This window comes from Actinocorallia aurea (genome assembly GCF_054783995.1).
Genome location: NZ_BAAGPQ010000036.1, coordinates 36,799 through 62,003 on the forward strand (window position 1 = coordinate 36,799; position 25,205 = coordinate 62,003).

At 72.7% G+C, this 25,205-nt stretch carries 23 protein-coding genes; 15 read left to right on the forward strand and 8 right to left on the reverse strand.

All coding sequences use genetic code 11. The features are described from left to right. Window positions 1-287 precede the first annotated feature (287 nt). Together ACYVOM_RS37745 and ACYVOM_RS37750 are read right to left on the reverse strand one after the other, a co-directional pair. Window positions 288-968 (reverse strand): response regulator, encoded by a 681-nt coding sequence (locus tag ACYVOM_RS37745; protein WP_460308416.1) that lies wholly within the window; start codon window positions 966-968, stop codon window positions 288-290. Further along, window positions 961-3,111: a sensor histidine kinase gene (locus tag ACYVOM_RS37750; protein WP_460308417.1), complete on the reverse strand. Its 2,151-nt coding sequence runs from the start codon at window positions 3,109-3,111 to the stop codon at window positions 961-963. Before ACYVOM_RS37750 ends, ACYVOM_RS37745 begins: the two co-directional genes overlap by 8 nt. A gap of 175 nt (window positions 3,112-3,286) precedes the next feature. On the opposite strand from ACYVOM_RS37750, the gene ACYVOM_RS37755 reads away from it, so the two are divergent. The 4 genes from ACYVOM_RS37755 to ACYVOM_RS37770 all read left to right on the forward strand — a co-directional run bounded on the left by ACYVOM_RS37755 (window position 3,287) and on the right by ACYVOM_RS37770 (window position 5,936). Continuing rightward, the gene (locus ACYVOM_RS37755) at window positions 3,287-3,934 is read left to right on the forward strand and encodes a hypothetical protein (RefSeq protein WP_460308418.1); all 648 of its coding nucleotides are present in this window, start codon (window positions 3,287-3,289) and stop codon (window positions 3,932-3,934) included. A 63-nt stretch (window positions 3,935-3,997) separates the two neighbouring features. Next, window positions 3,998-4,687, forward strand: coding sequence for an acetoacetate decarboxylase family protein (locus tag ACYVOM_RS37760; RefSeq protein WP_460308419.1), 690 nt, complete (start codon window positions 3,998-4,000; stop codon window positions 4,685-4,687). A 113-nt stretch (window positions 4,688-4,800) separates the two neighbouring features. Beyond that, window positions 4,801-5,334 (forward strand): copper chaperone PCu(A)C, encoded by a 534-nt coding sequence (locus ACYVOM_RS37765; RefSeq protein WP_460308420.1) that lies wholly within the window; start codon window positions 4,801-4,803, stop codon window positions 5,332-5,334. A gap of 32 nt (window positions 5,335-5,366) precedes the next feature. After that, window positions 5,367-5,936: a TetR/AcrR family transcriptional regulator gene (locus ACYVOM_RS37770; RefSeq protein ID WP_460308421.1), complete on the forward strand. Its 570-nt coding sequence runs from the start codon at window positions 5,367-5,369 to the stop codon at window positions 5,934-5,936. Window positions 5,937-5,938: 2 nt separating this feature from the next. Here ACYVOM_RS37770 and ACYVOM_RS37775 read toward each other — a convergent pair whose 3' ends face one another. Next, window positions 5,939-6,112 carry a hypothetical protein gene (locus ACYVOM_RS37775; protein WP_460308422.1) on the reverse strand — a complete coding sequence of 58 codons (174 nt, stop codon included), beginning with the start codon at window positions 6,110-6,112 and terminating at the stop codon, window positions 5,939-5,941. Window positions 6,113-6,233: 121 nt separating this feature from the next. Here ACYVOM_RS37775 and ACYVOM_RS37780 point away from each other — a divergent pair, with 121 nt between their 5' ends. Continuing rightward, window positions 6,234-7,619 (forward strand): FAD-binding oxidoreductase, encoded by a 1,386-nt coding sequence (locus ACYVOM_RS37780; protein WP_460308423.1) that lies wholly within the window; start codon window positions 6,234-6,236, stop codon window positions 7,617-7,619. A 23-nt stretch (window positions 7,620-7,642) separates the two neighbouring features. Next, the gene (locus ACYVOM_RS37785) at window positions 7,643-8,359 is read left to right on the forward strand and encodes a Mut7-C RNAse domain-containing protein (RefSeq protein ID WP_460308518.1); all 717 of its coding nucleotides are present in this window, start codon (window positions 7,643-7,645) and stop codon (window positions 8,357-8,359) included. A gap of 70 nt (window positions 8,360-8,429) precedes the next feature. Here the strand turns inward: ACYVOM_RS37785 and ACYVOM_RS37790 are convergent, their stop codons facing one another. Further along, a complete protein-coding gene (locus ACYVOM_RS37790; RefSeq protein ID WP_460308424.1) occupies window positions 8,430-8,711 on the reverse strand; it encodes a hypothetical protein in 282 nt (93 codons plus the stop codon). A 249-nt stretch (window positions 8,712-8,960) separates the two neighbouring features. Here ACYVOM_RS37790 and ACYVOM_RS37795 point away from each other — a divergent pair, with 249 nt between their 5' ends. The 5 genes from ACYVOM_RS37795 (at window position 8,961) to ACYVOM_RS37815 (ending at window position 15,087) form a co-directional block, all read left to right on the forward strand. Further along, window positions 8,961-10,067, forward strand: coding sequence for a family 2 encapsulin nanocompartment cargo protein terpene cyclase (locus ACYVOM_RS37795; RefSeq protein WP_460308425.1), 1,107 nt, complete (start codon window positions 8,961-8,963; stop codon window positions 10,065-10,067). A gap of 60 nt (window positions 10,068-10,127) precedes the next feature. Next, window positions 10,128-10,985 (forward strand): geranyl diphosphate 2-C-methyltransferase, encoded by an 858-nt coding sequence (locus tag ACYVOM_RS37800; RefSeq protein ID WP_460308426.1) that lies wholly within the window; start codon window positions 10,128-10,130, stop codon window positions 10,983-10,985. A gap of 26 nt (window positions 10,986-11,011) precedes the next feature. Beyond that, the gene (locus ACYVOM_RS37805) at window positions 11,012-12,433 is read left to right on the forward strand and encodes a family 2B encapsulin nanocompartment shell protein (RefSeq protein WP_460308427.1); all 1,422 of its coding nucleotides are present in this window, start codon (window positions 11,012-11,014) and stop codon (window positions 12,431-12,433) included. A 293-nt stretch (window positions 12,434-12,726) separates the two neighbouring features. Then, window positions 12,727-13,470 (forward strand): polysaccharide deacetylase family protein, encoded by a 744-nt coding sequence (locus ACYVOM_RS37810; RefSeq protein ID WP_460308428.1) that lies wholly within the window; start codon window positions 12,727-12,729, stop codon window positions 13,468-13,470. Window positions 13,471-13,845: 375 nt separating this feature from the next. Further along, window positions 13,846-15,087 (forward strand): cytochrome P450, encoded by a 1,242-nt coding sequence (locus tag ACYVOM_RS37815; RefSeq protein ID WP_460308429.1) that lies wholly within the window; start codon window positions 13,846-13,848, stop codon window positions 15,085-15,087. A 462-nt stretch (window positions 15,088-15,549) separates the two neighbouring features. Here the strand turns inward: ACYVOM_RS37815 and ACYVOM_RS37820 are convergent, their stop codons facing one another. Beyond that, window positions 15,550-17,556 carry a HelD family protein gene (locus ACYVOM_RS37820; RefSeq protein ID WP_460308430.1) on the reverse strand — a complete coding sequence of 669 codons (2,007 nt, stop codon included), beginning with the start codon at window positions 17,554-17,556 and terminating at the stop codon, window positions 15,550-15,552. A gap of 174 nt (window positions 17,557-17,730) precedes the next feature. On the opposite strand from ACYVOM_RS37820, the gene ACYVOM_RS37825 reads away from it, so the two are divergent. Then, the gene (locus ACYVOM_RS37825; protein ID WP_460308431.1) at window positions 17,731-18,510 is read left to right on the forward strand and encodes an MBL fold metallo-hydrolase; all 780 of its coding nucleotides are present in this window, start codon (window positions 17,731-17,733) and stop codon (window positions 18,508-18,510) included. Window positions 18,511-18,688: 178 nt separating this feature from the next. Here the strand turns inward: ACYVOM_RS37825 and ACYVOM_RS37830 are convergent, their stop codons facing one another. Next, window positions 18,689-19,840, reverse strand: coding sequence for an alkane 1-monooxygenase (locus tag ACYVOM_RS37830; RefSeq protein WP_460308432.1), 1,152 nt, complete (start codon window positions 19,838-19,840; stop codon window positions 18,689-18,691). Between the two features lie 196 nt (window positions 19,841-20,036). On the opposite strand from ACYVOM_RS37830, the gene ACYVOM_RS37835 reads away from it, so the two are divergent. Beyond that, entirely contained in the window at window positions 20,037-20,912 is an 876-nt protein-coding gene (locus ACYVOM_RS37835) for a LysR family transcriptional regulator (RefSeq protein WP_460308433.1), read from the forward strand. Here ACYVOM_RS37835 and ACYVOM_RS37840 read toward each other — a convergent pair. Next, complete coding sequence (locus tag ACYVOM_RS37840) at window positions 20,909-21,769, reverse strand: LysR family transcriptional regulator (RefSeq protein WP_460308434.1); 861 nt, start codon at window positions 21,767-21,769, stop codon at window positions 20,909-20,911. The two genes, ACYVOM_RS37835 and ACYVOM_RS37840, sit on opposite strands and share 4 nt — an antisense overlap. A gap of 97 nt (window positions 21,770-21,866) precedes the next feature. Here ACYVOM_RS37840 and ACYVOM_RS37845 point away from each other — a divergent pair, with 97 nt between their 5' ends. Next, window positions 21,867-22,961 carry an FUSC family protein gene (locus ACYVOM_RS37845; protein ID WP_460308435.1) on the forward strand — a complete coding sequence of 365 codons (1,095 nt, stop codon included), beginning with the start codon at window positions 21,867-21,869 and terminating at the stop codon, window positions 22,959-22,961. Window positions 22,962-23,311: 350 nt separating this feature from the next. Further along, the gene (locus tag ACYVOM_RS37850) at window positions 23,312-24,217 is read left to right on the forward strand and encodes an MBL fold metallo-hydrolase (RefSeq protein WP_460308436.1); all 906 of its coding nucleotides are present in this window, start codon (window positions 23,312-23,314) and stop codon (window positions 24,215-24,217) included. A gap of 5 nt (window positions 24,218-24,222) precedes the next feature. Here the strand turns inward: ACYVOM_RS37850 and ACYVOM_RS37855 are convergent, their stop codons facing one another. After that, window positions 24,223-25,200: a hypothetical protein gene (locus ACYVOM_RS37855; protein WP_460308437.1), complete on the reverse strand. Its 978-nt coding sequence runs from the start codon at window positions 25,198-25,200 to the stop codon at window positions 24,223-24,225. Window positions 25,201-25,205: the final 5 nt, after the last annotated feature.

Here is a 25,205-nt window from a genome sequence, read left to right on the forward strand (position 1 = left end):
CCGCCGCCCTCCCCCGGCCATCCGAGCCTCCGAGCCCCCAAAACCACACAAACCAGCCTCCGGGCCCTCGACCTCTGCCAGCGATCCCGGGTCACGCCGCACAGGTCGGCGTACCAGACCTGGAAGTTCTACAGAGATCCGGCAGAGGCCGTGCAGGTCGGCGTTTCGGGCCTGGGCGGCCCTGTCGGGCTCGTAGCCACGTAAGACGATGTTTCCGGGCCCGGTCAACCTGCCGGGGCTTGGGGCCGCGTGGGGCGGTGGGTCGGGGGTGGGGGTCTGTTCGGGGGTCAGCGTCCTAGGCCGGCGTCGCGGGCGCGGATGATCGCTTCGGCGCGGTCGGCGACGTGCAGTTTGGTGAAGATGTTCGACACGTTGTTGCGGACGGTCTTCTGGGACAGGAACAGTGCTGCGGCGATCTGCGCGTTGGAGCGGCCCGCGGCGACCAGTTCTATGATGTCGCGCTCGCGGGGGGTGAGTTGCGGGAAGACGTACTCGGCGGGCTCCGGGACGGAGGCCTCCGCGTCCTGGGGTCCGGCGAAGAAGTCGGCGACGCGGCGTGCCACCGACGGCCCGAAGATGACGTCCCCGGCGGCCACCCCGCGGATCGCCCTGACGATCTCGGCCTGGTTCGCGCCCTTCAGCAGGTAGCCGCGCGCTCCGGCCCGCATCGCGGCGAAGAGGGTGGCCTCCTCCTCGGCCATGGTCAGCACGACGACGCCGATGTGCGGGCTCGCCGCGGTGACCCGGCGGGTCGCCTCGATCCCGTCCATGCCGGGCATTCCGACGTCCATCACCACGATGTCGGGTTGGAGTTCGGCAGCCCCCGTGACGGCCTCGGCCCCCGAAGCCGCGGTGCCGACGACGTCGATGCCGGGCACCGAGCCGAGCAGCATGGCCAGTCCGTCGCGATAGACGGGGTGGTCGTCGGCGAGGAGGATCCGCAAGGGCTCGCCGGAAGCTTCAGGCACCTGCGGCCTCCATCGCCGTCTCCATCGCGGACTCCGCCTGCAGGGGGAGTCTCGCGCGCACCAGTGTGCCACCGCTTTCCGGGCAGGTGACCGCGCAGTCCCCGCCCAGTTCGGCGGCCCTCTCACGCAGCGACAGCATGCCGACGCCCGCGGCGGTGTCGGGACCGATGCCCGAGCCGTCGTCGCGGACCTCGACCTCCAGCACCGGTCCGCGCACGGCGAGCGTCACCTCGCAGCGGCCCGCGCCCGAGTGCCGGACGACGTTGGCGAGGGACTCGGACACGATCCGGTAGGCGGCGACCTCCACGGCGGCCGGAAGCTCGTCGAGGCCCCCGCCGCCGACCACGATGATCTGGAGCGCCGCCGAGCGCAGACGGTCGGCGTGCTGCTCGACGGCGCGCAGCACGCCGAGTTCGTCGAGGGCGGGCGGGCGCAGGTCGTGGACGAGGCGGCGGACGTCGGCCATCACGCCGGAGACCTCCGCCGCGGTCTGCTCCAGGATGGCGTCCGCGCGGGCGGGGTCGCCGGCCGCGAGGTTGCGGGCCAGTTCGATGCGGAGCGCGACCGCGCCGAGGCTCGGCCCGAGCCCGTCGTGCAGGTCGCGGCGGAGCCTTCGGCGCTCCTCCTCGCGGGCCGTGACGAGTTGGGCGCGGATCCGCTGGAGGTCGGCGCTCAGTTCGCTCGCGCGGGCCGCCGCCGCGGCCTGGCGCACGAGGTCGCCGAGCAGCCGCTGGTCGCGTTCGGTCAGTTCGGCCCGGCACAGCACGAGCCTGCCCACGGCCGCGGTGGAGTAGACGACGGGCAGCGACACCGAGGGGCCGCGTGGGATTCCGTGCTCGACGACCGAGCGCACCCCGTCGGGATGCTGGATCTCGACCCGGACGTAAGGCAGCCGGAAGGCGTCGGCGACCGTTCTCGCCAGGGCGGACAGCTGCTCGTCCGGGCCGCTGGCCTGGTCGAGCCGGGCCGCGAGGGTCGAGACCATGGCGTAGGGGTCGTCGCGGGAGCCGCGGACGAGGCGGCGGGACAGCCGCCACAGGCCCGTGCGCAGCGGCGCGTAGGCGACGGCGACGACGGCGATGGCCGCGAGCGCCGAGTCCCGTTCGCCGAGGACGCTCCCGGCCACCGTGAACACGACGACGTCCAGGCCCACGACGACGCAGGCGAGGAGCGCGTACAGGAGCGTCGCCGGGAGCAGCCTGTCGATGTCGTAGAGCCGGTACTTGGCCACCGCCGCGAGGATCGCCGCGCAGGCGAGGCAGATGCCTGCGTAGAGCAGGAGTGCCGGGAGGTCGGACGAAAGGACCAGGGGAAGGAGCAGCACGCACGCGTTGACCAGCGCGGCCCAGATCAGCCAGCGGATCTGGGCGCGGCCCTCCGGCCCCGCGGCGCGGTAGCGGTGCACGAGAACGGCCAGCGGGACGAGCAGCGTCACCGGGGTGACCGCCTGCGCGGCGTGGACGGTCGCGGTCCAGAAGGCGTCGGGCAGGTTCAGGCTCAGCGGGTCGAGGTCGAGCCGGGCGATCTCCGGCGCCGGGGGCCCTTCCATGGCGGCGATGACCGAGGAGGGGACGAGCGCCCAGACGACGGGCAGCAGCGCCGTCAGCCCGAGGCTCACCGCCGCGAGCACCCGCCAGAGCCGGGTCTCCGGCAGCCTGCCGTCCGGGAAGAGCAGGAGCAGCAGGGGCAGCCCGAGCAGGAGCGCCGCGCCGAGCCTGGTGTAGAGCCAGAACGCGGGGGCGACGCCGGGCGCGCCCGGGGCGACGTAGAGGCCGTGCACGATCCAGGCGCCGGCCAGCCCGTTGAGCGCCCAGTGCAGCCCGGACACCATCAGCACCCAGGCGACCGGATGCCGGGGCAGCCTGCGCAGCAGCAGCGCCGCGGAGGCCGCCTGCACGAAGCCGCAGAGGGAGGCGGGCCAGCTCGTCCCGTCCACGCCGGTGTTGCGCGGGACGTCCACCCCGGCGTTCCGCACCTCCAGGACCGCGGTCGCGATGGTGCACGCGAGCGCCACGAGGGCGAGCGCGGCGGGCAGGACGGCCCGCACCGAGCCGGGAGCCGACGCGGGCTGGACGGTGGAAGGTTCGGAGGCCGCGGGTGGCGGGGCGCCGGTGGGCTTCTCGGCGGGGGACGCATCGGTCACGTCCGTCATTGTCGCTTTTTCCGGGGCGTCCTCCCAGGGACGCGCGTCCCGGGACGGCCCGGCGCTGATCCGGGCGCGGATCGGGGATGGGCGGCCCTGCCGGCTCGGGACGGCGGGCGCGGATCGTGGACCACGTCGCGGCAGACGCCGCACGTGACACCGACCGGAGGAGACCATGGAAACGCGCTACACCAACGAGCGGGCCCGCGCCCGGACCGACGTCGCCGCGCCGAGCGGCCCCGCGGCGGGGACCGGGCCGTCGGATGCGGCGATCCGCAGGGCGGGCCTCGGCCTGACCGCGGGCGCCCTGACCTGGGCCGTGACGATCTGCGCCTTCGGCAGCGACGGCACGGGCACCGAGGGCCGGATCATCGACCTGACCGGACTCGCCTTCCAGCTCGGCGTGCTCTGCCTGCTGTGGGTGCAGATCCGCACGATGGCGATCGGCACGTCGAAGGCCGCGCGGTTCGCGCTGCGGTTCGAGGCGTTCGTGCTCGGCCTGGCGAGCGTCTGGTCGCTGCTGCACGGCGTCCTGCCCGACGCGCAGGCCGAGTCGGGGTGGCTGGCGGTCCTCGACCTGACCTGGCCGCTGTCGATGCTGGGCATGGCGATCATCTCGGTCAAGCTGGCCTTCGCGGGCCGCTGGCGGGGCGTGCTGCGCGGGTGGCCGCTGGTCGCCGAGAGCTGGGCGATCGTGTCGGTACCGGCCTACGGGATCTTCGGCGAGGACGTCGCGGGCTGGGTCGGCGGTGTCCATCTGGTCGTCGGGTACGCCGCTCTGGGCGTCCTGCTGGCGCTGCGCCCCGAGCTCACCCGGCGGTGACCGGAACCGGGCCCGGCGGGGCGGGCCTTGAGACTCCGATCTAGAACCTGTTCTACTTGAGGCATGCACGAGATCCAGGGACGACAGATCGCCATGCCCGTCGAGATCCGCAAGGCCCGCGTGGCTTCGGCCATGTGGGCCGTTCCTGCGCGCACCGCCCAGAGCGTCATCGGCTACAGCGGCCTGCGCGTCCTGCGCCCGGGCCCCGGCCTCGCGGTGTGCACGCTCGCCTTCATCGAGTACGAGGACGGTGACCTGGGCCCCTACCACGAGTTCGCCGTCGCCTTCCTCGTCGAGGGCAAGGGCGAGGGGGCCTCTCCCGTCGGAGCCTTCATCCACTGGCTTCCCGTGGACGGGGAGTTCACTCTGGCGGCGGGACGGGGCATCTGGGGGTTCCCCAAGGTCCTCACCCACCTGCCGATCGACTGGTCGAACCCCCAGCGCGCGGCCGTCCACGAGAAGGGCGCCCTCGCCGTCGCCCTCCAGGTGAAGCCCGGCCTTCCCGTGCCCTCCAGCGCGGGCACCACCACGGTCGACGCCTACTCCTGCATAGACGGCGTCACCCGGCGCACCCCCTGGGTGATGACCCCGTCAGGCGTGCGCATGCGCCCCGGAGGGGCTGCCGTCGTCCTCGGCCCCCATCCCGCCGCCGAGGACCTCCGTCGCCTCGGCCTCGACCGCCTCCCGGCGCTCACGACGACGACCGTCTCCCACCTGCGCATGACGTTCGAGGACGCCGTCCCGGTCTCCTGACGTCCGACGGCCCGCCCGCGCGCCTTTGCCCTCGCATGGGACGACGGGTGTTTTGCCGGGAGCGGATCGCTGGCATCCCCACAGGGAGGGGCGAGGACGCTTTGGGGGGACGCATGAGGATCGGTTCGGTCGCGGCGCTGGCACTGCTGGGCGGGACACTGCTGTTCGGCTGCGGCGGCGGCGACGAGGACGCGGGCGACTCCGGCTCGGTGTCCCCCGAGGCGGGCGTGGACGGGCAGGTCGGCCAGATCGACCTCCGGGACGTGTTCGTGCTCGGCGGCGACGACGGGGCGGAACTGCCCGCGGGCTCGAACGTCCCGGTCTACCTGACGATGGTCAACCATCCGGCGGGCGGCGAGGTCGACAACACCTCGGGCACCACCGCCCAGGCCGATGTGCTGCAGTCCGTCACGTCGTCGGCCGCGCAGTCGTCCGAGATCGTCGGCGGCACGATCCCGCTGCCCGCCGGGCAGGACGTCCGGGTCGGGCCGGGCGCGAAGATCATCCTGAAAGGCGTCAAGGCGCCCCTGCCGAGCGGCGGGAACATCGAGCTCACCTTCACCTTCGCCAAGGCCGGCACGGGCACGCTCAGCGTCCCTGTGCAGTCGCGGCAGGAGACCCTCACCACGTACTCGCCCGCGCCCTGACCACTGCGGATCCCGGCGGAGGAGGCGGCGCCATGGCGGAACGGACATCCCGCGAGAGACTTCTGGGCGCCGCCGCACGACTGTTCGGCGAACTGGGCTACGACCAGACGACGAGTGAGCTCATCGCGAGCGCGGCCGGTGTGCCCATCGAGGAGATAGCCGGGGAGTTCGGGGGGCGGCGTGCCCTCTACTTCGCGGTCTACCAGGAGGCGCAGGACCTCGACCTGCGGCTCGTGGCCGAACATCTGCGGCCCGGCTTCACCCGGGACGACTACCACCGCCTCGTCGACGACTACCTCGACTACATGCACGAGAATCCGCACGTGGCCGCCTTGTGGGTGCAGCGGTGGATGAACGACGCGAGCGACCTCAGGGACGTCGAGCGGACCTACGCCAAGCCGCAGGCCGACCCCCTCGTGCCCGCGCTGGCCGCGATCGCGCGCGAGGGGGTCGACGCGGAACTCGTCGTCTGGACGCTGGTCTGGACGATCCAACTGCACGCGGTGGCGGGCATCCCCCTCATCGCGCCGCGCGGCGATCCGAGGGAGATGGCCCGCTTTCGTGCGCACGTCCACCGGGTCGTGGACGCGCTCTTCGTGTGATGTCAGGCGTTGCGGACCGCGCGACGGGCACGGGCGGCCAGGGCGTGGATCTCGGCCTCGGTGGCGCGGAGGTCGGCTTCGGCGCGAGCGGTGCGCGCGGCGGCGGCGCGCTCGCGGGCGGTCGGACGACGGTCGGACTCGGTGTGCCTGCGAAACCACTTCATGTCACTACTCATGCCCAAGACAGCAAGGATCAGTGCTTTTCGTGGCAAAGGTCACGCAATAGCGGGCTGCAATCTAGGCGAAACAGGAACATTCAGGTACATAGCGGGAGGTGCTTCAGGGGATGGCGGACCCATGAGTGCCTTCGACGAACTGCGCACAGCGCTGCGGGGCGACCTCATCCTTCCCGCGGACCCCGGCTACGACGCGGCACGCGCCGTCTACAACGCCATGATCGACAAACGGCCCGCGGCCATAGCCCGATGCCGCGACGTCGCCGACGTGATCGCCTGCGTCAGGCACGGCCGCGCCCAGGACCTCACCCTGGCCGTCCGAGGCGGCGGCCACAACGCGGGCGGCCTCGGCATCTGGGACGACGCCCTCGTCATCGACCTCTCCGCCCAGCGCGGCACGTCCGTCGAACCGCAGGGGCGGACCGTCCGGGTGGACGGCGGCTGCACCTGGGGCGACGTGGACCACGCCACGGCAGCCTTCGGCATGGCCACCCCGTCCGGGATCATCTCCACCACGGGCGTCGGAGGACTGACGCTCGGCGGCGGCATAGGCAACCTGTCGAGGCGCTGCGGGCTGACGATCGACAACCTGCTGTCGGCCGACGTCGTCCTGGCCGACGGGGCGTTCATCCGCGCCTCGGAGACCTCCCACGACGACCTGTTCTGGGCGCTGCGAGGCGGCGGCGGCAACTTCGGCATCGTCACCTCCTTCACCTTCCGCTGCCACGAGATAGGCGACAAAGGACTCATCGTCGGCGGGCCCGTGCTCTACGACCTCGACGACGCGGGCGACGTCCTGCGCTGGTACCGCGAGGTGCTTCCGTCCCTGCCCGAGGAGCTGAACGGCTGGTTCGCCTTCATCACCGTCCCGCCCGCGCCGCCTTTCCCCGAAGCCCTGTGGGGGCGCAAGGTCTGCGCGATCATCTGGTGCTACAGCGGGCCGCGCGACCGGGCGGACGAGATCCTGTCACCCGTCCGCTCCTTCGGCGCGCCACTCCTCGTCGGCCTCTCCGCGATGCCGTTCACGGCCCTGCAGAGCGCGTTCGACGCCCTCTACCCGCCCGGCCTCCAGTGGTACTGGAGGGCCGACTTCTTCACCGAGATCACCGACGAGGCCATAGACGTCCACCGCGCCTTCGCCGAACGCCTGCCGACCCCCCAGTCGACGATGCACCTCTACCCCGTTGACGGTGCCGTGGCGCGGGTGCCGTCCGACGCGACGGCCTTCGCCTACCGCGACGGCGGGTGGTCGGGCGTCATCGTGGGCGTGGACCCCGACCCGGCCAGCGCCGAAGCCCTCAGAGCCTGGGCGCGCGAGTACTGGGAGGCCCTGCACGGGACGTCGGCGGGGGGCGCCTACGTCAACTTCATGATGGACGAAGGGCAAGACCGCGTCCGGGCCTCCTACCGGGCCAACTACGAGCGCCTCGCCGCGGTGAAGGCCCTCTACGACCCGGACAACGTGTTGCACGTGAACCAGAACATCGTGCCGGCCGTATCCGCGTGAAGGCAGGAGACGGCCCTGCGGAGCTGTCCTTGTCCTTCGCCCCCTGCCTGCGCCTGTTCCTGCGTCCTCGGGACCGCGCAGGAGCCGTGCGGGTACGCCACGACGGAACGTCCTCGCTAGGGCACGTCGTCGAGGCGGTCGGCGTACCGCTCACCGAGGTCGGCGGGCTCGAAGTGGGCGGTAGGCGGGTCTCCCCCTCCTACCGCCCGAGAGACGGCGACGAAGTGCGCGTCACCCCGGTCCGCAGACCGCAGTCGCTGCCTTCGCCGGCCCGCTTCCTCCTGGACGTGCATCTGGGCTCCCTGGCCCGGCGGCTTCGCCTCGTCGGGCTCGACACCGCCTACGATCCCGCGCTCGACGATCCCGCTCTGGTGGTCGTGGCCAACGGCGAGCGGCGCGTCCTGCTCACCCGCGACCGGGGCCTCCTGCGGCGCCGTGCGCTCTGGCTCGGCGCCCACGTCCGGGGAGACGACCCCGACGACCAGTTCGCCGACGTCCTCGACCGCTTCGCGCCGCCGCTGGCGCCCTGGACACGCTGCCCTGCCTGCAACGCCCTTCTCCGGCCCGTCCCCAAGGCGGACGTCCTGACGTCCCTGCCCGCCGGGACGTCCCGGACCTACGACGAGTTCGCCCGCTGCACCGGGTGCGGGCGCCTGTACTGGAAGGGCGCCCACCATGCCCGGCTCGCCGAGCTCGTCGCGACGGCGCGGCGCCTCACGGAGGCGGCGGCCGAACGCTGACGGAGCGGGGAGGGGCAGCGGGGCGTGCCCGGAGGGGCCGGGAGTCCTCCGGGCACGAACAGGGCGGGGGCTACCAGCGAAGGTCGAGGTCCACGACGTCGTCGAAGTCCTCGGTGCCGGCGACCAACGGGTCGTCACTGGGCTTGTGGACCGCTTCGGCCGCTGCGGGCTCGGCGAGCACGGCGGGGATGCCGGTCGCCGTCAGGCCCAGTACCACGGCCAGCGCCCTCGGGACCGTCAGCCGACGGCGCCTGCGAAAGCGCAAGGGACTGCGGTTCACGGAAGGCTCCTTCCGTCCCCGGCGGCGCACCGCCGGATCGAGTTCCGGGAGCAGGAACAGCACTCCCGTCATTACTCTAAGTATCCATTAACGGGCCGAATGTAACATTCCTACCGGTGATCCCCGACCCTGGACACACACCCACCACCTCCGACACACCGGACACGCAGGCCACACGCGTATCACTAGTCGCGCTCCGTGTCCATAGCCGCGCGGACGGTGATCTATCACTTTCCCGGAAGGCACATATCGTATCCAGGCACTCACGAAACGTGACACTCTCTTGGCGAACACGAGATCGCGTGGAGGTGGATCATGGGCGTGGGCGGGCAGCCTGGCGGAGCCACGGCACAACGCGTCCCCTGGCGGATGCCCGGGCCTACCGGCCTCGGCACCGGCGCGGCCGCCGTCAACAGGACCATCGGCGCGCCGCCGGTGTACTCGCACAGATCGTGGGGCGACGGAACGGCGTCGCCCCTCTACGTCCCGGCCGTCGAGCGGATCGACGACGCGCTGTCGGCCGAGGTGGAGGCCCGGCTGCTGGCCTGGGCCTCGGGGCTCGGCTTCCGCGACGACGAACTCGACGCGATGGCCGCGGCGGGCTTCGGCAGGCTCGCGATGCTCACCCACCCGGACAGCGACGACCCCGAGGCGCTGCTGACGGCCGCCAAGCTGAACGCGGCCTGGTGGGCCGCCGACGACTACTACGCCGACGACACCTCGCTCGGCGCCGTCCCCGAACTGCTCCCGCCGCGGCTCGCGCTGGCGATGTCGGCGATGGACGCGCCGCCCTTCGCCGGCGACTTCACGCCGCCGCTGGAGGAGGCCCTCGCCGACGACCTCGTGCTGCGGATGCTGCGCTCGGCCACCGCGCACATGGCAGCCCGCGCCAGTGCCGCCCAGGTCCAGCGCGTCTGCTACTCCACCTTCGCGATGTTCGTGAGCTGGAGCGCCTACGCCGCCTGGCGCGAGACCGACCGGCGCCCGCCCGCCTGGGAGTACCTGTCGGCCCGCCAGCACGACAGCTTCTACACCTCGATGACCCTGGTCGACGCCGTCGGCGGCTACGAGGTGCCCGCCGAGCTGTACTACCAGCAACGCGTACGCGACGCCCTCTTCCACGCGGGCACCGCCTCGGTCATGCTCAACGACCTCTTCTCCGTCGCCAAGGACGCCGCCGACGCCAAGCCCGTCTGCAACATGGTCCTGCTCGTCGCCGCCGACCGCGGCTGCTCCGTCGCCGAGGCGACCGAGACCGTCGTCGACCTGCACAACGACCTGGTCCGCGCCTTCCAGGCCGCGCACGCCGAACTGGCGGCCGTGCCGTCCCCGCAGCTCCAGTGGTTCCTGCGCGGGGTCCGGGCCTGGATGGGCGGCGGCTTCGAATGGCACGACACCAACCCCCGCTACCGCACCCCGGCCGAGTGAACCGGCCCCGAAGCCACCGCGCGAAACCCGTCAAGTAGACACCGACCGAGAGGAACGGCCATGTCCCCGACCACCACCGCCCCCGTGCTCAAGAGCCTCTACCAGCGTTCCGTCGCCGACTACTGGAACGCCGAGCGCAATCCGGTCAACCTCCTGCTGGGCGACGTGAGCGGCACCTACCACCATCACTACGGCATCGGCGAGCCCGACTGGTCGGTGCTGGAAGGCCCGGAGGACACCCGCGAGCAGCGGACCATCGAGGAACTGCACAGGCTGGAGACGGCCCAGGCGTCGTTCCTCCTCGACCACCTGGCGCCGATCCCCGCGGGCGGCCGGCTGCTGGACGCCGGCTGCGGCAGGGGCGGCACGAGCTTCATGGCCCATCTCCGGTTCGGCGCCCAGGTCGAGGGCATCTCGATCTCCGAGGAGCAGGTGCGGTTCGCCAATGAGCAGGCCGAGCGCCGGGAGGTCGCGGACTCCGTGCACTTCTCCTTCCGGAACATGCTCGCGACGGGCTTCGAGACGGGCACCTTCGACGGCATCTGGAACAACGAGTCCACGATGTACGTCGACCTCTTCGACCTCTTCGCCGAACACAGCAGGCTGCTCAAGCAGGGCGGCCGCTACGTGACCATCACGGGCTGCTACAACGACGTCTACGGGCTGCCGTCCCGGGCCGTCAGCGAGATCAACTCGCACTACATCTGCGACATCCACCCGCGCAGCGCCTACTTCAAGGCGATGGCCGCCAACAACCTCGTGCCGATCAACGTCATCGACCTCACCGAGGCGACCATCCCGTACTGGCGGATGCGCGCCCGCTCCGAGCACCTCGTCACCGGCATCGAGGACGCCTTCCTGGAGGCCTACACCGGCGGCAGCTTCCACTATCTGCTCATCGCCGCCGACCGGGTCTGACCCCCGGAGGAGGAGAAGGAGAGGCGATGCCCCCCATCGAGGAGGCCCTGGCGGACCCGCCCGCGCTCAGTCTGGCGACCGAAGCGGCCCGCCTGCTGGCGACCACCACCAAGACCCCGCCCCAGATGCAGGCCATCTCCTCCAGGTGGCTGCTGCGCAAGCTCCCCTGGGTCGAGGTCCGCGGCGGCACCTACCGGATCAACCGCCGCCGCACCACCACGGCACGGCCAGGGCTGCTCGCCTTCCGGTGGGGCGCCTCGGGCGTGCGGGTCGCACCCGACTCGCTCGGCGGGTTCCCCGCCCTGCACGGACTCGACGGCTCCGCCCGGGGCATCGCGGTGCTCGTCGAGATCGCGGGCCGCTTCACGGCCCGCGACGTCGAGCCCGGCGACGTCCTGGCCGCCGAAGGGCAGCCGGTGACAGAGGTGCTGGCCGTCGCGCGCGGCCGCGTCGAGCGGATCGGCACCGGCCGGTACGGCGGCCCGGCGATGCTGGGCGTCCTCACCGACGGACGGCACGCGGGCGCCGACCTGCTGACGGCGGGCACGGACGGCCCCGTGTGGAAGGAGACCCTGCGGGCCGCCACCGCGGGCACCGTCCTGGCGCTGCCCCGGGCCGAGCTCGCCGCGCTGCGCGACGTCAGCCCGGAGCTGCGCGCGCATCTGGCGGCCCACCGCGAGGCGGCCGCCGCCCCGGCCAACCGCAGGGGCGAGACCGAGATCCGGCTGGCGGCGGGCCACCGGGGCGAGCCGCGCCTGCCCGAGACGTACGCCGACTACGACCCGCGTCCGCAGGAGATCGAACTGGCCGTCGCCCAGACGGTCCTGAACCTCCACACCCGGGTCGGCGACCTGTACAACGGGCCGATGAACCAGGCGGAGGAGCAGCTCCGCCTGGTCGTGGAGGAGCTGCGCGAGCGGCAGGAGTGGGAGCTGGTCAACAACCCGGACTTCGGGCTGCTGCACCAGGCCGACGACACCCAGCGGATCTCCACCTGGTCGGGCCCGCCCACCCCCGACGACATGGACGACCTCCTGGCGATGCGGCGCGGCACCCGCCTGTTCCTCGCCCATCCCAGGGCGATCGCGGCGTTCTTCCGAGAGTGCACCCGGCGGAGCGTCGCGCCGGACCAGATCGTCGAAGGGGACAAGCGCCTGCTGGGCTGGCGCGGGGTGCCGATCTACCCGTGCGGGAAGATCCCGGTCGGTTCCGACCACACCACCTCCATCCTCGCCATGCGTACGGGCGAGGACGACTCGGGCGTCGTCGGACTGCATCAGACAGGCCTTCCCGACGAGTACGAACCCTCCCTCAACGTCCGTTTCATGGGCATCACCGAGGCGGCGATCGCCCGCTACCTGGTGAGCGCCTACTTCAACACCGCGATCCTCGTCCCCGACGCGCTCGGGGTCCTGGAGTGCGTGGACGTCGCGGCCCCTCGCGTTTAGGGGCGGCGCGGACGAAGGAAACGGAGGGCCTGGGCCCCGCGGCGGGAAGCCATCCCGTCGCGGGGTCCGGCGTGCGTCCGGGACCCGGGCATCACGGCTGCGCGGCGGTGCCGCGAGAACGACTACGACAGGAAATTCTCATACGAAATACCAGAAAGGTGTCATTCGGGCGTTGCGGACTGAGGGTGGCCTAACGCGACATTAGGATTTGGACGGCCGTCGACCGGTGCACCCCCTTCGGGCTGGGGCGGTTCCGCGTGGACGCGCCTCCCGACCCTTTCCGGAGGACCCTCATGTCCACTCCCCGCCTATCGGGGCGCTCCGCCAGATCACGCATCGCCGCCGCGCTCGTCGCGCTGACCACCGCGTTCGGCACCGTGGCGGTCGGAGCCGCCGCGGCCCCCGCGTCCGCCGACGAGCCCTGCGCGGGCGGCTACGTCGCCATCACGTTCGACGACGGCCCCACCACGCTGACCCCCGCCTACGTGCAGGCGCTGCACGACGCGGGCTGGGTCCGTGCCACGTTCTTCCTCACCGGCGCGCACGCCCTCGACTACCCCTCCTACGTGGACCTGCTCGCGCAGAACGGGCACTGGATCGGCAACCACACCTTCTCGCACCCGTTCCTCGACACGCTCAGCTCCACCGACGCGTTCAACGAACTGCTCGGCACCAACCAGATCCTCCTCGCGCAGACCGGGGTGGCGCCCTCCCTGTTCCGTCCGCCCTACGGCCGGACCAACGCCGCCATCCGCTCCAGCGCCACCAGCCTCGGCATGACCGAGGTCCTGTGGACCACCGACTCCTACGACTACAACGGGATCACCGCCGCGCAGATCACCGCGAACGCCCTGACCGTGGCCCCCGGCGGCATCATCCTCCTCCACGAGGGCTACCAGTCCACCTTGGACGCCCTGCCCGGCATCATCTCCGGCCTCGCCGAGCGGGGCCTGTGCGCGGGCAAGATCGTCCCGTCCGAGACCGCCGTCGAGGCCTGGCCCGGCACCACGTTCTACGCCGTCGCCGCCCACTGGTGACCGACTCCCGGGCGTGCGGCCCCCGCACGCCCGGGAAGCGCCCCTCCCCCACGGCTCAGCCGAGGAGTCCGGCGACGACCCGGAGATCGGAGACCAGACCCGCGTACGCCTCGTCCCTGCCTTCGGCGCGCAGCACCGCCGACGGATGGATCGTGGCCACGAAGCGGACACCGGTCTCGCGCTCCGGCCGGGCACCGAGCGCGTCGAACGCCGGGCACTCCTGGACCGGTCTCCCCCTACCCTGCCTGACCGGGCACTTTCGCGTCCTGTGGACAACGCGCCACAGAGCGTGGCGGGAATGTTAGAAAGGGAGCAGCGTCCGGCCGTCGGGGCCCGGACGCCCACCCCCCGCCGGAGGGCGAGATGGATGCTCGGATGTCAGTGCGCGAAGCGGGTCTGGCCGTCGCCGACCCGCAGTCCTACGCGCAGGAGCGGCGGCTGCACGAAGCCCTGCGGATCCTGCGCCGCGAAGACCCCGTGCACCTGGTCGAGGCCCCAGGATTCGACCCGTTCTACGCGGTCACCCGGCACGCCGACGTGCTCGACGTGGAACGGCGGCACGAGGAGTTCCTGAACGGCCCGCGCCCGATCCTCGCCACCTCCGAGATGGACGCGCTCCAGCGGCGGCACCGCGAGCAGGGCACCGGCCTGCGCACCCTCGTGCACATGGACGATCCGCAGCACCGGGTCGTCCGGGCGATCGGAGCCGACTGGTTCCGGCCCCAGGCGATGCGCAGGCTCCAGGCGCGGGTCGACGAACTGGCGCTGCGCTACGTCGCCCGCATGGCGGAGCTCGACGGCTCGTGCGACTTCGCCGGACAGATCGCCGTGCACTACCCGCTGTATGTGATCCTCTCGCTGCTCGGCCTGCCCGAATCGGACTTCCCGCGCATGCTCACCCTCACCCAGGAGCTGTTCGGCGGCCAGGACTCGGAGTTCCGCCGCGGCGCGAGCCCCGCCGAGCAGTTCCAGACCCTCGCGGAGTTCTTCGCCTACTTCAAGGAGCTCACCGCCTCCCGTCGCGCCCACCCCACCGACGATCTCGCCTCGGCGATCGCGACCGCCCGCGTCGACGGCGCACCGCTCTCGGAGGCGGACGCCACGTCCTACTACGTCATCATCGCCACGGCCGGGCACGACACCACGAGTTCCACCATCTCCGGCGGGCTGCACGCCCTCATCGAGCATCCGGAACAGCTCGCCCGGCTGCGCGCCGACCCGTCACTGCTGCCGACCGCGGCCGACGAGATGATCCGGTGGGTCACCCCGGTCAAGGAGTTCATGCGCACCGCGGCCCGCGACACCTCGGTCGGCGGAGTCCCCGTCGCCGAGGGTGAGTCCGTCCTGCTGTCCTATCCGTCGGCCAACCGCGACGAGGAGGTCTTCGCCGACCCGTTCCGCTTCGACGTCGCCCGCGACCCCAACCGCCACCTCGCCTTCGGCTTCGGCGTCCACTACTGCCTCGGCGCCGCCCTCGCCCGGATGGAGATCAGGTCCCTCTTCGCCGCCCTCCTGCCCCGCCTGTCCTCCATCGACCTCGCCGGCACCCCCGAATGGACCGCCACCACCTTCGTAGGCGGCCTCAAACGCCTCCCCATCACCTACACCTTCACCTGAACCACCGGGACCTGCGGATGTCCGGAGGTCTGCGCATGGTGCGGGTCAGGGGTGGGCGGGCGTGAGGGCGCGGCGGGGGTGGGCCGCGGTCACGCGGGGGGTCGGGTCCGGGGCGTCGGGGTCGCGGAGGCGGTCGGTGAGGAGGAAGCCGGGGAGGTTCCACGGGGGAGCGTCGTGTTCGGAGAGGAAGAAGGGGGGTCCGTGGGAGATGGGTGTCCAGCCTGACGCGAGGCCTCGTTCGACGATGGCGCGGACATCGCGCGAAGTCGGAAAGGAGGTGTCAGCCGCCCGACCGAACCGGCGCACCCCGCACCCGCGTCAGGACGACCCGCCGAGTCCGCCTGCCCTGACCGAACCGCAGGTCGCGGGCTCGGCCAGGGCCATGTGCCCCTGCTTCGTCCCGCCGTGCGCAGGCCGCCTCGCCGACCGCTTCGCCCCCGGGCGTGGCGGGGGTGGGTGAGGTCAGGTGAGTTCGGTGGGGAGGGGGGTGGTGTGGAGGACGGTGAGGGAGGTCACGGCTCGGGTGAGGCAGACGTAGAGGCGGGCGAGGCCCCGGGGTTCTGCGGTGACGATGGCGGAGGGTTCGGTGAGGACGACGTGGTCGTATTCGAGGCCCTTGATGAGAGGGGCGGGGACCAGGTGGAGGCGCAGGTGGGGGGCGTCGGCGGCGGTGCCGTCGGCGGTGAGGACGGTATGGGGGATCTCCTCGGCGTCGAGGAGGGACGCCAGGGAGGCGACGTCGGAGTCGGCGGCGACCAGGGCGATCGAGCCTTCGCCGGACAGCAGGTCGCGGACCGAGGCGACGGCCTCCTTGGCGGAGTCGGGGACCTGCCGGACCATCAGGGAGCCGCGGCCGGGGCGCAGGGAGCTCGGTACGGCGAGGCCCGGGGCGATCGACGGGAGAAGGCGCGCGGCGTAGTCGAGGACTTCGCGCGGCACCCGGAAGCCGACGGTCAGTTCGGTGACCTCGCCTTCGCGGCCGAGGTGGTGCAGCACCTCGGTCCAGGTGCGGGCGGACCACGGGGTGGTGCCCTGGGCGAGGTCGCCGAGGACGGTCGCCGAGCCCGTGGCGCAGCGGCGGCCAAGGGCGCGCAACTGCATCGGCGACAGGTCCTGGGCCTCGTCGACGATGAGGTGGCCGAGCGAGGGCGTGCGCTCGACGAGGTCGCCGAGCTCGTCCAGCAGCGCGAGGTCCGCGGCCGTCCAGCGGGCGGAGCGGGCCGAGCGCGGCGCCTTCGCCCAGCGCAGCAGGTCCTGCTCGTCGCCGGACAGGACGCCTTCGGCGGCGCGGGCGAGGAACTCGGCGTCCGACAGCAGGCGGAACAGCACCTGCTGGGGCGTCAGCTTCGGCCAGACCTGGTCGACGAGCGCCTTCACGGGCCGGCTGCGGGCGACCGCGTCGTGCACCCTGTCGTCGGGGGCTTCGCCGCGCTGCTCCATGAGCAGCAGGACCCGGTGGGCGAGCCGCCGCGCGAGCGCCTCCCTGCCGTTGGCGTAGCGGGTGGTGCCGCGCAGTTCGGCGACGAGTTCGCGGACCTCGTAGTCGGGGACGCGGAAGCGCGCGCCGCCCCGCACGACGAGGAGCCCTTCCTCCGGCCGGGTGACGTGCAGCCACAGGGCCTTGCGCAGCACGTCGACGATCTTGGCGTCGCCCTTGAGCGCGGCCCGCTCGTCGGATTCGTCGCCGGTCGGGCCGCCGAGGAGGTCGGCGACGGTCGCCTGGTCGACGCGGACCTCGCCGAGTGCCGGGAGGACTCCGGAAATGTAGGAGAGGAACGCCCGGTTGGGTCCGACGATCAGCACGCCGGACCTGTTCAGCCGCTCCCGGTGGGTGAACAGCAGGTAGGCGGCCCGGTGCAGGCCGACCGCGGTCTTCCCGGTGCCCGGCGCGCCCTGGACGCAGACGGTCTTGGCCAGTTCGTCGCGGACGATGACGTCCTGTTCGGGCTGGATCGTGGCGACGATGTCGCGCATCGGGCCGGTGCGGGGCCGCTCGATCTCGTCGGTGAGCAGCCGGGACGCGGCGAGTTCGCGGCCGTCGAGGTGCTCGTCCTCGAAGGCGGTCAGCTCGCCGCCGCGGTAGCCGAACCTGCGCCGCCGCGCGACGCCCATCGGCTCGCTCGGCCCGGCCTGGTAGAAGGTTCGGGAGACGGGCGCGCGCCAGTCCAGGACGAGGGCCGCGCCACCGTCGTCGTGGACGTGCCGCCGCCCCACGTACACGGTCTCGGGCAGGTCGCTCGGGAGGTGGTCGAGCCTGCCGAAGAACAGGGGCGTGTCAGGGTGGTCGGCGAGGGCCCGGATCCGCTGGTCGAGCAGCGATTCGAGGATCTGGGCGGAGACCCAGTCGCCCGCGGCGTCCGCCGACAGGGACTCGGCGTGCTCGCGCATCCGCCGCAGGGCCGTCCGTGCCCCTTCCAGATGGGCGCGCTCGGCCTCCAGCACCCCCGCCGCGTCGGCCTCTCCGGACATGCTTCCACTCCTGTCGGTCAAGATGGGCGAACCGACGAGCTTACCTTCCCCCTCGGCCTGGTCGATCTCGTCACGCCTGCCGATCTCACGGCCGCGCGGCCCGGAACCCACGTGGGTGGAGTGAAAGGCGGTGGTTTGTGGAGAATGAGGGGATCTTGGGGTGAGGAGCGCGGGGTGAAGGTTCATCATGTGAACTGCGGGACGATGCGGATGCCGACCGCGCCGCTGGTGTGCCATGTGCTCGTGGTGGAGACCGGGACGGGGCTGGTGCTCGTCGACACCGGGTTCGGGCTGCGGGACGTGGCGGAGCCCCGGCGGCTGGGGCCGATGCGGCATGTGATCCGGCCGGTCCTGGCGGAGGAGGAGACCGCGGTCCGGCAGGTCGAGGGGCTCGGGTTCCGGCGGGAGGACGTGCGGGACATCGTGCTCACGCATTTCGATCTCGACCACATCGGGGGGCTCGCCGACTTCCCCGACGCGCGTGTGCACGTCACGGCGGACGAGGCGCGGGGGGCGGTGCACGCGCCGTCGTGGCGGGAGCGGATGCGGTACCGGCCGGTGCAGTGGGCGCACGGGCCGCGGCTGGTGGAGCACGGTCCGGGCGGGGAGGCGTGGCGGGGCTTCGCCGCGGCGCGGGAGCTCACGGAGATCGCGTCCGGGCTCGTGCTGATCCCCCTGCCCGGCCACACCCGGGGCCACGCGGCCGTCGCCGTCGAGGCGGGCGACCGCTGGATCCTGCACTGCGGCGACGCCTTCTACCACCGGGGCACCCTCGACGGCTCTGACGTCCCGCTCGTGCTGCGCGCCCAAGAGTCCGTCGTCGCCTTCGCCGGCGCGCGGGTCCGCCGCAACCACGCGCGCCTCGCCGACCTCCACCGCCGGTCCTCCCCGGACCTCACGATCGTCTCGTCCCACGACCCTGCGCTCCTTTCCGCCGCACGGCTCCCCGCCTGACCCGTGTCCCGGGATCAGGCGGCCCCGCCGCCCGGCCATCTCAGCCGGGGCGCACCGCGCCGGCCTGATGTGCGGCGGTGTCGTGAGGTCCGGTGAGGCCCCGCGCGGGCCCGATCGAACGCGGATGCCCCTCCGGGCGGGTTCGGCCGGAGGGGCGGGTGCTTGCGGGACTGGGCGGTCAGGCGGAAACGTACCGGGCGCGTTTGGCGGGGTCGATGTTGGCGCGGCTCAGGTCGCCGGAGTAGTGGGCGAGGACGCGGGGGTCCATGATGCGGCGCCAGAGGAACGGCAGGTAGGCGAGGCGGGTCATGGTGGCGTAGCCGGCGGGGAGTTCGGGGGCCTCGTCGAAGTGGCGGAGGACCTGGTAGGGGCGGGCCGGGTGGGCGTGGTGGTCGCTGTGCCGCTGGAGGTGGAAGAGCAGGATGTTGGAGGCGAGGCTGTCGCTGTTCCAGCTGTGCCGGGGGCGGACCCTCTCGTACCGTCCCGAGGGCGTCTGCTCGCGCAGCAGCCCGTAGTGCTCGACGTAGTTGACGACCTCCAGGGCCGCGAACCCGATGACGGCCTGGACGACCAGGTACGGCAGGACGCCCGCACCGAACACCGCGGCGAGCGCCGCGTAGAGGACGACGGTGAGGGCCCAGGCGTTGAGCACCTCGTTGCGCAACGTCCACGGCCCCGTCCCGCGGCGTGCCAGCCGGCCGACTTCGAGGCGCCAAGCGGAGCGGACGCTCCCCACGACGGTCCGGGGCAGGAACCGGTAGAAGCTCTCCCCCAGGCGTGCGCTGGCGGGGTCCTCGGGGGTCGCGACCCTGACGTGGTGACCCCTGTTGTGCTCGACGAAGAAGTGCCCGTAGGCGGTCTGCGCGAGGGCGATCTTCGAGAGCCACCTCTCGACGGCCTCGCTCTTGTGCCCGAGTTCGTGGGCGGCGTTGATGGCGATGCCGCCGACGGCCCCGGTGGCGAGGACGAGCAGGGCCTTCTCGTAGCCGGCGACGTCGCCGCGCGACCAGATCCAGCAGGCGAGGACGAGTCCGCCGTACTGCAGCGGCAGGTAGGCCCGGACGCACCAGCGGTAGTACCGCTGCTTCTCCAGCCAGGCCATGACGGCTTCGGGAGGGTTGCGCTCGTCCTTGCCGAAGACGGTGTCGAGGATCGGGCTGAGGCCCATGAGCAGGAAGGGGCCGAGCAGCCAGAGGACGCCCCAGCCGGTGGCCTCGACCAGGAGATATGACGCGAACGGGGCCGCCGGTACGGCGAGCCCGAGGATCCAGAGGTACTTCTTGCGGTCCACCCATCCGAGGTCGCGCGGGGGCGCGGCTTCAGCGGTCATGTCACCACCCCGTACGTACGATCTACAGTTGTTTACGTTGTACGTAAACGGTCGCACGCGCCCCGCGGCCCTGTCAACGGTCCCCGCCCCAGAAGGCCTGCCGCGTAAGGCTTTCCGTCTTCACACAAGGCTCCGAGCGGCCTTCCCCGAGCGCGGCTCGGAGCCCGCCTCCCCGAGCGGCGCGTAGGGTGCCGGTGTGAGGCCACGGCAGTTGGAGTACGTGGTGGCGGTCGCCGAGCAGGGGTCGTTCACCGAGGGCGCGCGGGCCGCGCGGGTGAGCCAACCCGCGCTGTCCCACCAGGTGAAGGCGCTGGAGCGGGAACTGGGGCACGCGCTGTTCGAGCGCACGCCCGAGGGGGCGCGGCCGACCCCGCACGGCGAGCGGTTCCTGCCGCATGCGCGCGCGGCCCTGGCCGCGACCCGGGCGGCGGCCCGCGCGGCGCAAGACGCGGCCCGGCTGGAGGGCGGGGAACTGCGCGTCGCGGCGCTGCACTCGATGGCGATGGGGCTGGTGCCGCCCGCGCTGGGCGCCTGGCGGCTCGCGCATCCGGCGGTGCGCGTCGCGCTCACCGAGTACGCGCACATCGACCTCCTCGCCGAGGCGATGGAGCGCGGCGAGGCCGACATCGGGGTCGGCACCGAACCGGCGGGCTGGCCGGGGCCGCTGCGGGTGCTCGGACAGGAGGAACTGCGGCTCGTCCTGCCCGAGGACGATCCACTGCTGCGCCGTCCGGGCGGCGTCCCGCTGGGGCTGCTGGCCGACCGGGCGTGGGTCCTCTACGCCGCCGACTTCGGACTCGCCCCGCTGCTCTCCCGGATCTTCGCCGACGCCGGATTCGTCCCGCGGGCGGCGGCCCGGGTGCACCACACCGCGACGGCCGTGGAGCTCGCGGCGGCCGGTCTGGGCCCGGCCCTCGTCCCCGCCGACGTCATCGGCGCCCGGCACGCCGCGCACACGGCCCGCCCCGCCGATCCGATCGTGCGCCGCCTCGTCGCCTTCACCCGCACCGACCCGGCGCCCGCCGCCCAGGCCTTCGCCGACCTCCTGGCGGCCCACGCCCTCCTCCCCTAGGAGGCGGGGTTCTGGAGGAAGGTGAGGAAGCGGGCGGTGGAGGGGGAGGGCGGATCGGTCATGAAGGCGGCCAGGTGCCGGCGGATGGGCGGGGTCGGGTGGGTGGGGGTGACGGGGAGGGCCGGGTCGAGGACGCCGGAGGGGACGAGGGCCGGGCCGAGCCCCGCGGCGGCGAGCTGGAGCGCGGTGGCGCTGTGGTGGGTGCGGACTGCCGCGCGGGGTTCGAACCCCGCCTCGGCGCAGGCGGCGGCGACGAGCGGGGCGAGGGCGTTGTCGGCGTCGTAGAGGACCCAGGGACGGTCCGACAGGGCGCGCAGGGGGACGTGGGGGTAGTCGGCCAGCGGATCGCCCGGGGGCAGGACGAGGACCAGTTCCTCCTCGCCCAGCTCGTACAGGGGGCCGCTCCAGCGGGTGGGGCGCGGGCCGATGCCCAGATCGGCCCCGCCCGAGGCGACGTGCCCTTCCAGCGCGCTCACGGACGCGAACTCGGCGACCTCCACCTCGGCCCCGGGATCGGCGGCCCGCCAGGCCCGGACGGCCGGGGGCACGACGCCGAGCGCGATCGAGTACAGCGTCGCGATCCGCAGGCGGGCGGGCCCGGCCCGTCCGGCGCCCTCCCCGGCGGCGAGCCGGGCGCTGCGCAGGGCGGCCACGGCGTGCGGAAGGTACTCGCGGCCCATCGGGGTGAGCAGGACCCGGCCCGGCAACCGCTCCAGCAGCGGCACGCCGACGTCACGCTCCAGCGCACGGATCTGATGGGAAAGGGTGGGTTGCGTCACGCCGAGTCGTTCGGCCGCGGCGGTGAAGGAGCCCTCCTCCACGACCGTGACCAGGTACTCCATCTGCCGGAAGCTCACGCCGCCCATCCTACGGTGCCCCATATAAACATCTTCTATGGCCGACGGTCACATCGTGTCTTTGACGCATGGGCCCAGGTCGGAGATCGTTGACGGCATGACAGCGTTCGCAGACAGCCTTCGGGACCGCACCGGGCGGCTGCGCACCATGGGACTGCCCATCGTCCAGGTCGCGGTCGCCGCGGCACTGGCCTGGATCATCGCCACCCGGCTCCTCGGCCACGACCGCCCCTTCTTCGCCCCCATCGCCGTCGTCCTGTCCATCGGCGTGGGCCTCGGCACGCACCGCCGCCGCAGGGTCTGGGAGCTCGTGGCGGGGGTGAGCGTGGGCGTCGGGGTCGGCGACCTGCTGATCTCGGCGATCGGCGGCGGCGCCTGGCAGATCGCGCTGGTCGTCGCGCTGTCCATGGCCGTGTCGGTGCTGCTGGACGGCGGCGCGCTGATCTCCCTGCAGGCCGGCTCGTCCGCGGTCCTCGTCGCGACGCTGCTGCCGCCGGGCGGCACCGGAGGCGTCGACCGGATGGTGGACGCCCTGGTCGGCGGGCTCATCGGGCTCGTCGCGGTGGCGCTGCTGCCCGGCAACCCCGCAGCGCACGCGACCCGCGCGATCCGCGAACTGCTGGAGGAGCTGTCGGCCGCACTGGAGGCCGCCGCGACGGCACTGCGCGACCGGGACCCGGCAGGCGCCGCCGAGGCGCTGGAGCGGGCGCGCGGCTCGCAGGGGAAGGTCGACACGTACCACGCCGCGCTCACCACGGCCCACGAGACCGCCGCGCTGTCGCCGCTGCACCGCGGCCGCCGCGACCGGCTCCAGGTCTTCGCGACCGCCGCCGACCCGCTCGACCACGCCCTGCGCAACGCGCGGGTGCTGCTCCGGCACACCGTCGCGGTGATCGAGAAGGGCGAGGCGGCGCCGGAGCTGCTCGCCGACGGCATGACGGAGCTGGCGGCCACGGCCGACCGGCTGCGCGAGGAACTCGCGTCGGGCGCGACGCCGCTGCTCACCCGCAAGGCACTGCGCCGCGCCGCGGCCCGGCTCGACCCGGTGCCGCTGCCTTCTCTCGACTTCTCCGCGCACGTCGTGCTGGCCCAGCTCCGCTCCATCGCGGTGGACCTCCTGGAGGCCACCGGCGAGGGCCACACCGACGCCCTCGCGGCCTTCCCGCACAGGGCCGTCTCCCGCGCGTCCTGAGGCCTGCGGCGGGAATCCGCTTCGAGCGGACCCGAGTGGATCGAGCCCCGCCGCCGGAAGAGGCGGTCCTGAGCCGAGAGGCCCCTTTACCTGCGAATCTCGGGACGTTCGTCCTGGTTGTTCCCTGAATCGCCGGGGATGATCACCGATGGGGGCGCGAGGGGCATCTCACAGGCGTACGATGCTGTGATGCAGGTCTCAGCGGCCCTCCTCGGGCTCGTCGCGCCCGGGCTTGTCGCCCTTGGACCCGTCGTCCCTGGGCTTGTCAAGGACGCCCCCGCCGGAACTACCGCCGGGGGCTCCGGCCGGGGAGGCGCACGAGGATGAGGTTCCCCCTGTCCCGTCCGAGCATGAGCCTGTACGCGGCGCTCGCCACGCGCGGCCCCGATCCCGACGGCCCCGCCTCCTCCGGGGTCCGCACGATGTTCCTCGGCACGAGCACGCTGCTGGTCCGCGACACCCGGACGACCGTCCTCATCGACGGTTTCTTCTCCCGGCCCCCGCTCTGGCGGATCGCCACCGGCAAGATCGCCCCGGACCCCGGCAGGATCGACGCCTGCCTGGAGAAGGCCGGCGTCACCTCGCTGGACGCGGTCCTGTGCGCGCACGCCCACTACGACCACGCCCTTGACGCGCCCGTCATCGCCCGCAAGTTCGGGGCGCCCCTGATCGGGTCGGAATCGGCCGTGAAGATCGGCGAAGGGTACGGGCTCTCCTCGGACCTGCTGGTGCGGGCCAAGGACGGCGAGGTGTTCGCGTTCGGGGACTTCCGGGTCACCCCCGTCCACGCCCTGCACAGCCCCGGCGACATCGCCGAAGGGCCCGTCACCGAGCCGCTCGTGCCCCCGGCCCGGTACACCGCGTGGCGGTCGGGCCAGTGCTACACGTTCTTCCTGCGCCACCCGGCCGGCTCGCTGCTGATCCACCCGAGCGCCAACCACATCCCCGGCAAGCTCGCGTCCTTCCACGCCGAGACCGCCTACCTCAGCATCGGCCGCCTGGGCTCCCAGTCCGAAGAGGACCGCGAGTCCTACTGGCGGGAGACCGTCCTGGCCACCGGCGCCAAGACCGTCCTGCCGATCCACTGGGACGACTTCATGCTCCCTCTGGACCGCCCCCTGCGCCCCATGCCGTTCTTCATGGACGACATCACCCCGGCCATGGACTTCCTGGAGCGCGCCTCCCGCCGCGACCGCGTCACCCTCGTCGTCCCCACCGCCTGGCAGGAGACCGACCCCTTCGGCACGTGGCGCTGACCCCCTCAGCCCAGGAGCCGGGTCGCGACCGCCGCGAGCTCCGGGGAGAGCGGTCCGCCGACCGGGAGCCCGTACAGGGACTCGTATCCGCAGGGCTTTCTCGCGATGAAGACGGTCAGCGTCCTTCCGGTGGCATCGGTGAGGTGCAGCGTGTCCACAGCGGTGTCCCGGCCCCGGCAGCGATCGCCGTGCTGCCGCGCTCGCTCGACCGCCGCGCGGATCTCGGCGAGCCCCTCACGGGTCCAGCCCGTCCCGCGCAGTCTGAGTGCCTTTCGACCGTCCTCGACGTAGCGGCAGGCGCGCACGACCGCCACGGGCACGGGCAGGTGCGCTTCGCGCCGTCGGTCGAACCCGTTCTCACCCCGTGGGATGGCCGGTGGCAGTGCCGCCCGCAGCCGGTCGAAGTCGCGCGGCAGCTTCTGCAGGCAGTCCGCGGGCGGAATCTTCGTGGGATCCGCGACGGTGTTCTCGGCCTGCCAGAGCCGGACGAACTCCCGCGTCACCCGGGTCGCGCCCCTGCGCACGGCGACCCGGCTCGTCAGATGGTTCCGGTTGAAGTCGAAGGTCATCGGCATGGAGGTGCCGTCCGGGTATCCGAGCACTAGGTTGACGCGGCCGAAGCCCATCGCGGTTCCGATTCCGCCGCCTTTGACGGACGGCAGATCTGCGAGGAACCGCTGCAGCTCCCCGACGCGTCGGGTGAGGCGCAGAACCTCAACAGCCTTGTCGCTCTCCCAGCTCCAGGCGCACAGCACCGCGGAGACCGCGCCGTCGGGCGCGAGGTCGTGCGGGAGCTTCGAGAGCGGCCATGGACCTGCGCCGGGTACGCGGTCGAACTCGTGCTCGAACACGACGCGCGGGCAGCCGTCGGGGCCGAGGGCCACCGCGGGCGCCGGCCGGTCCCAGTGCGGGTAGAACGCATTGCCCAGGCCCAGGGCGCACACGGTGGCCACGCAGAACAACCCGATGCGCAGGATTCTCACTGCTC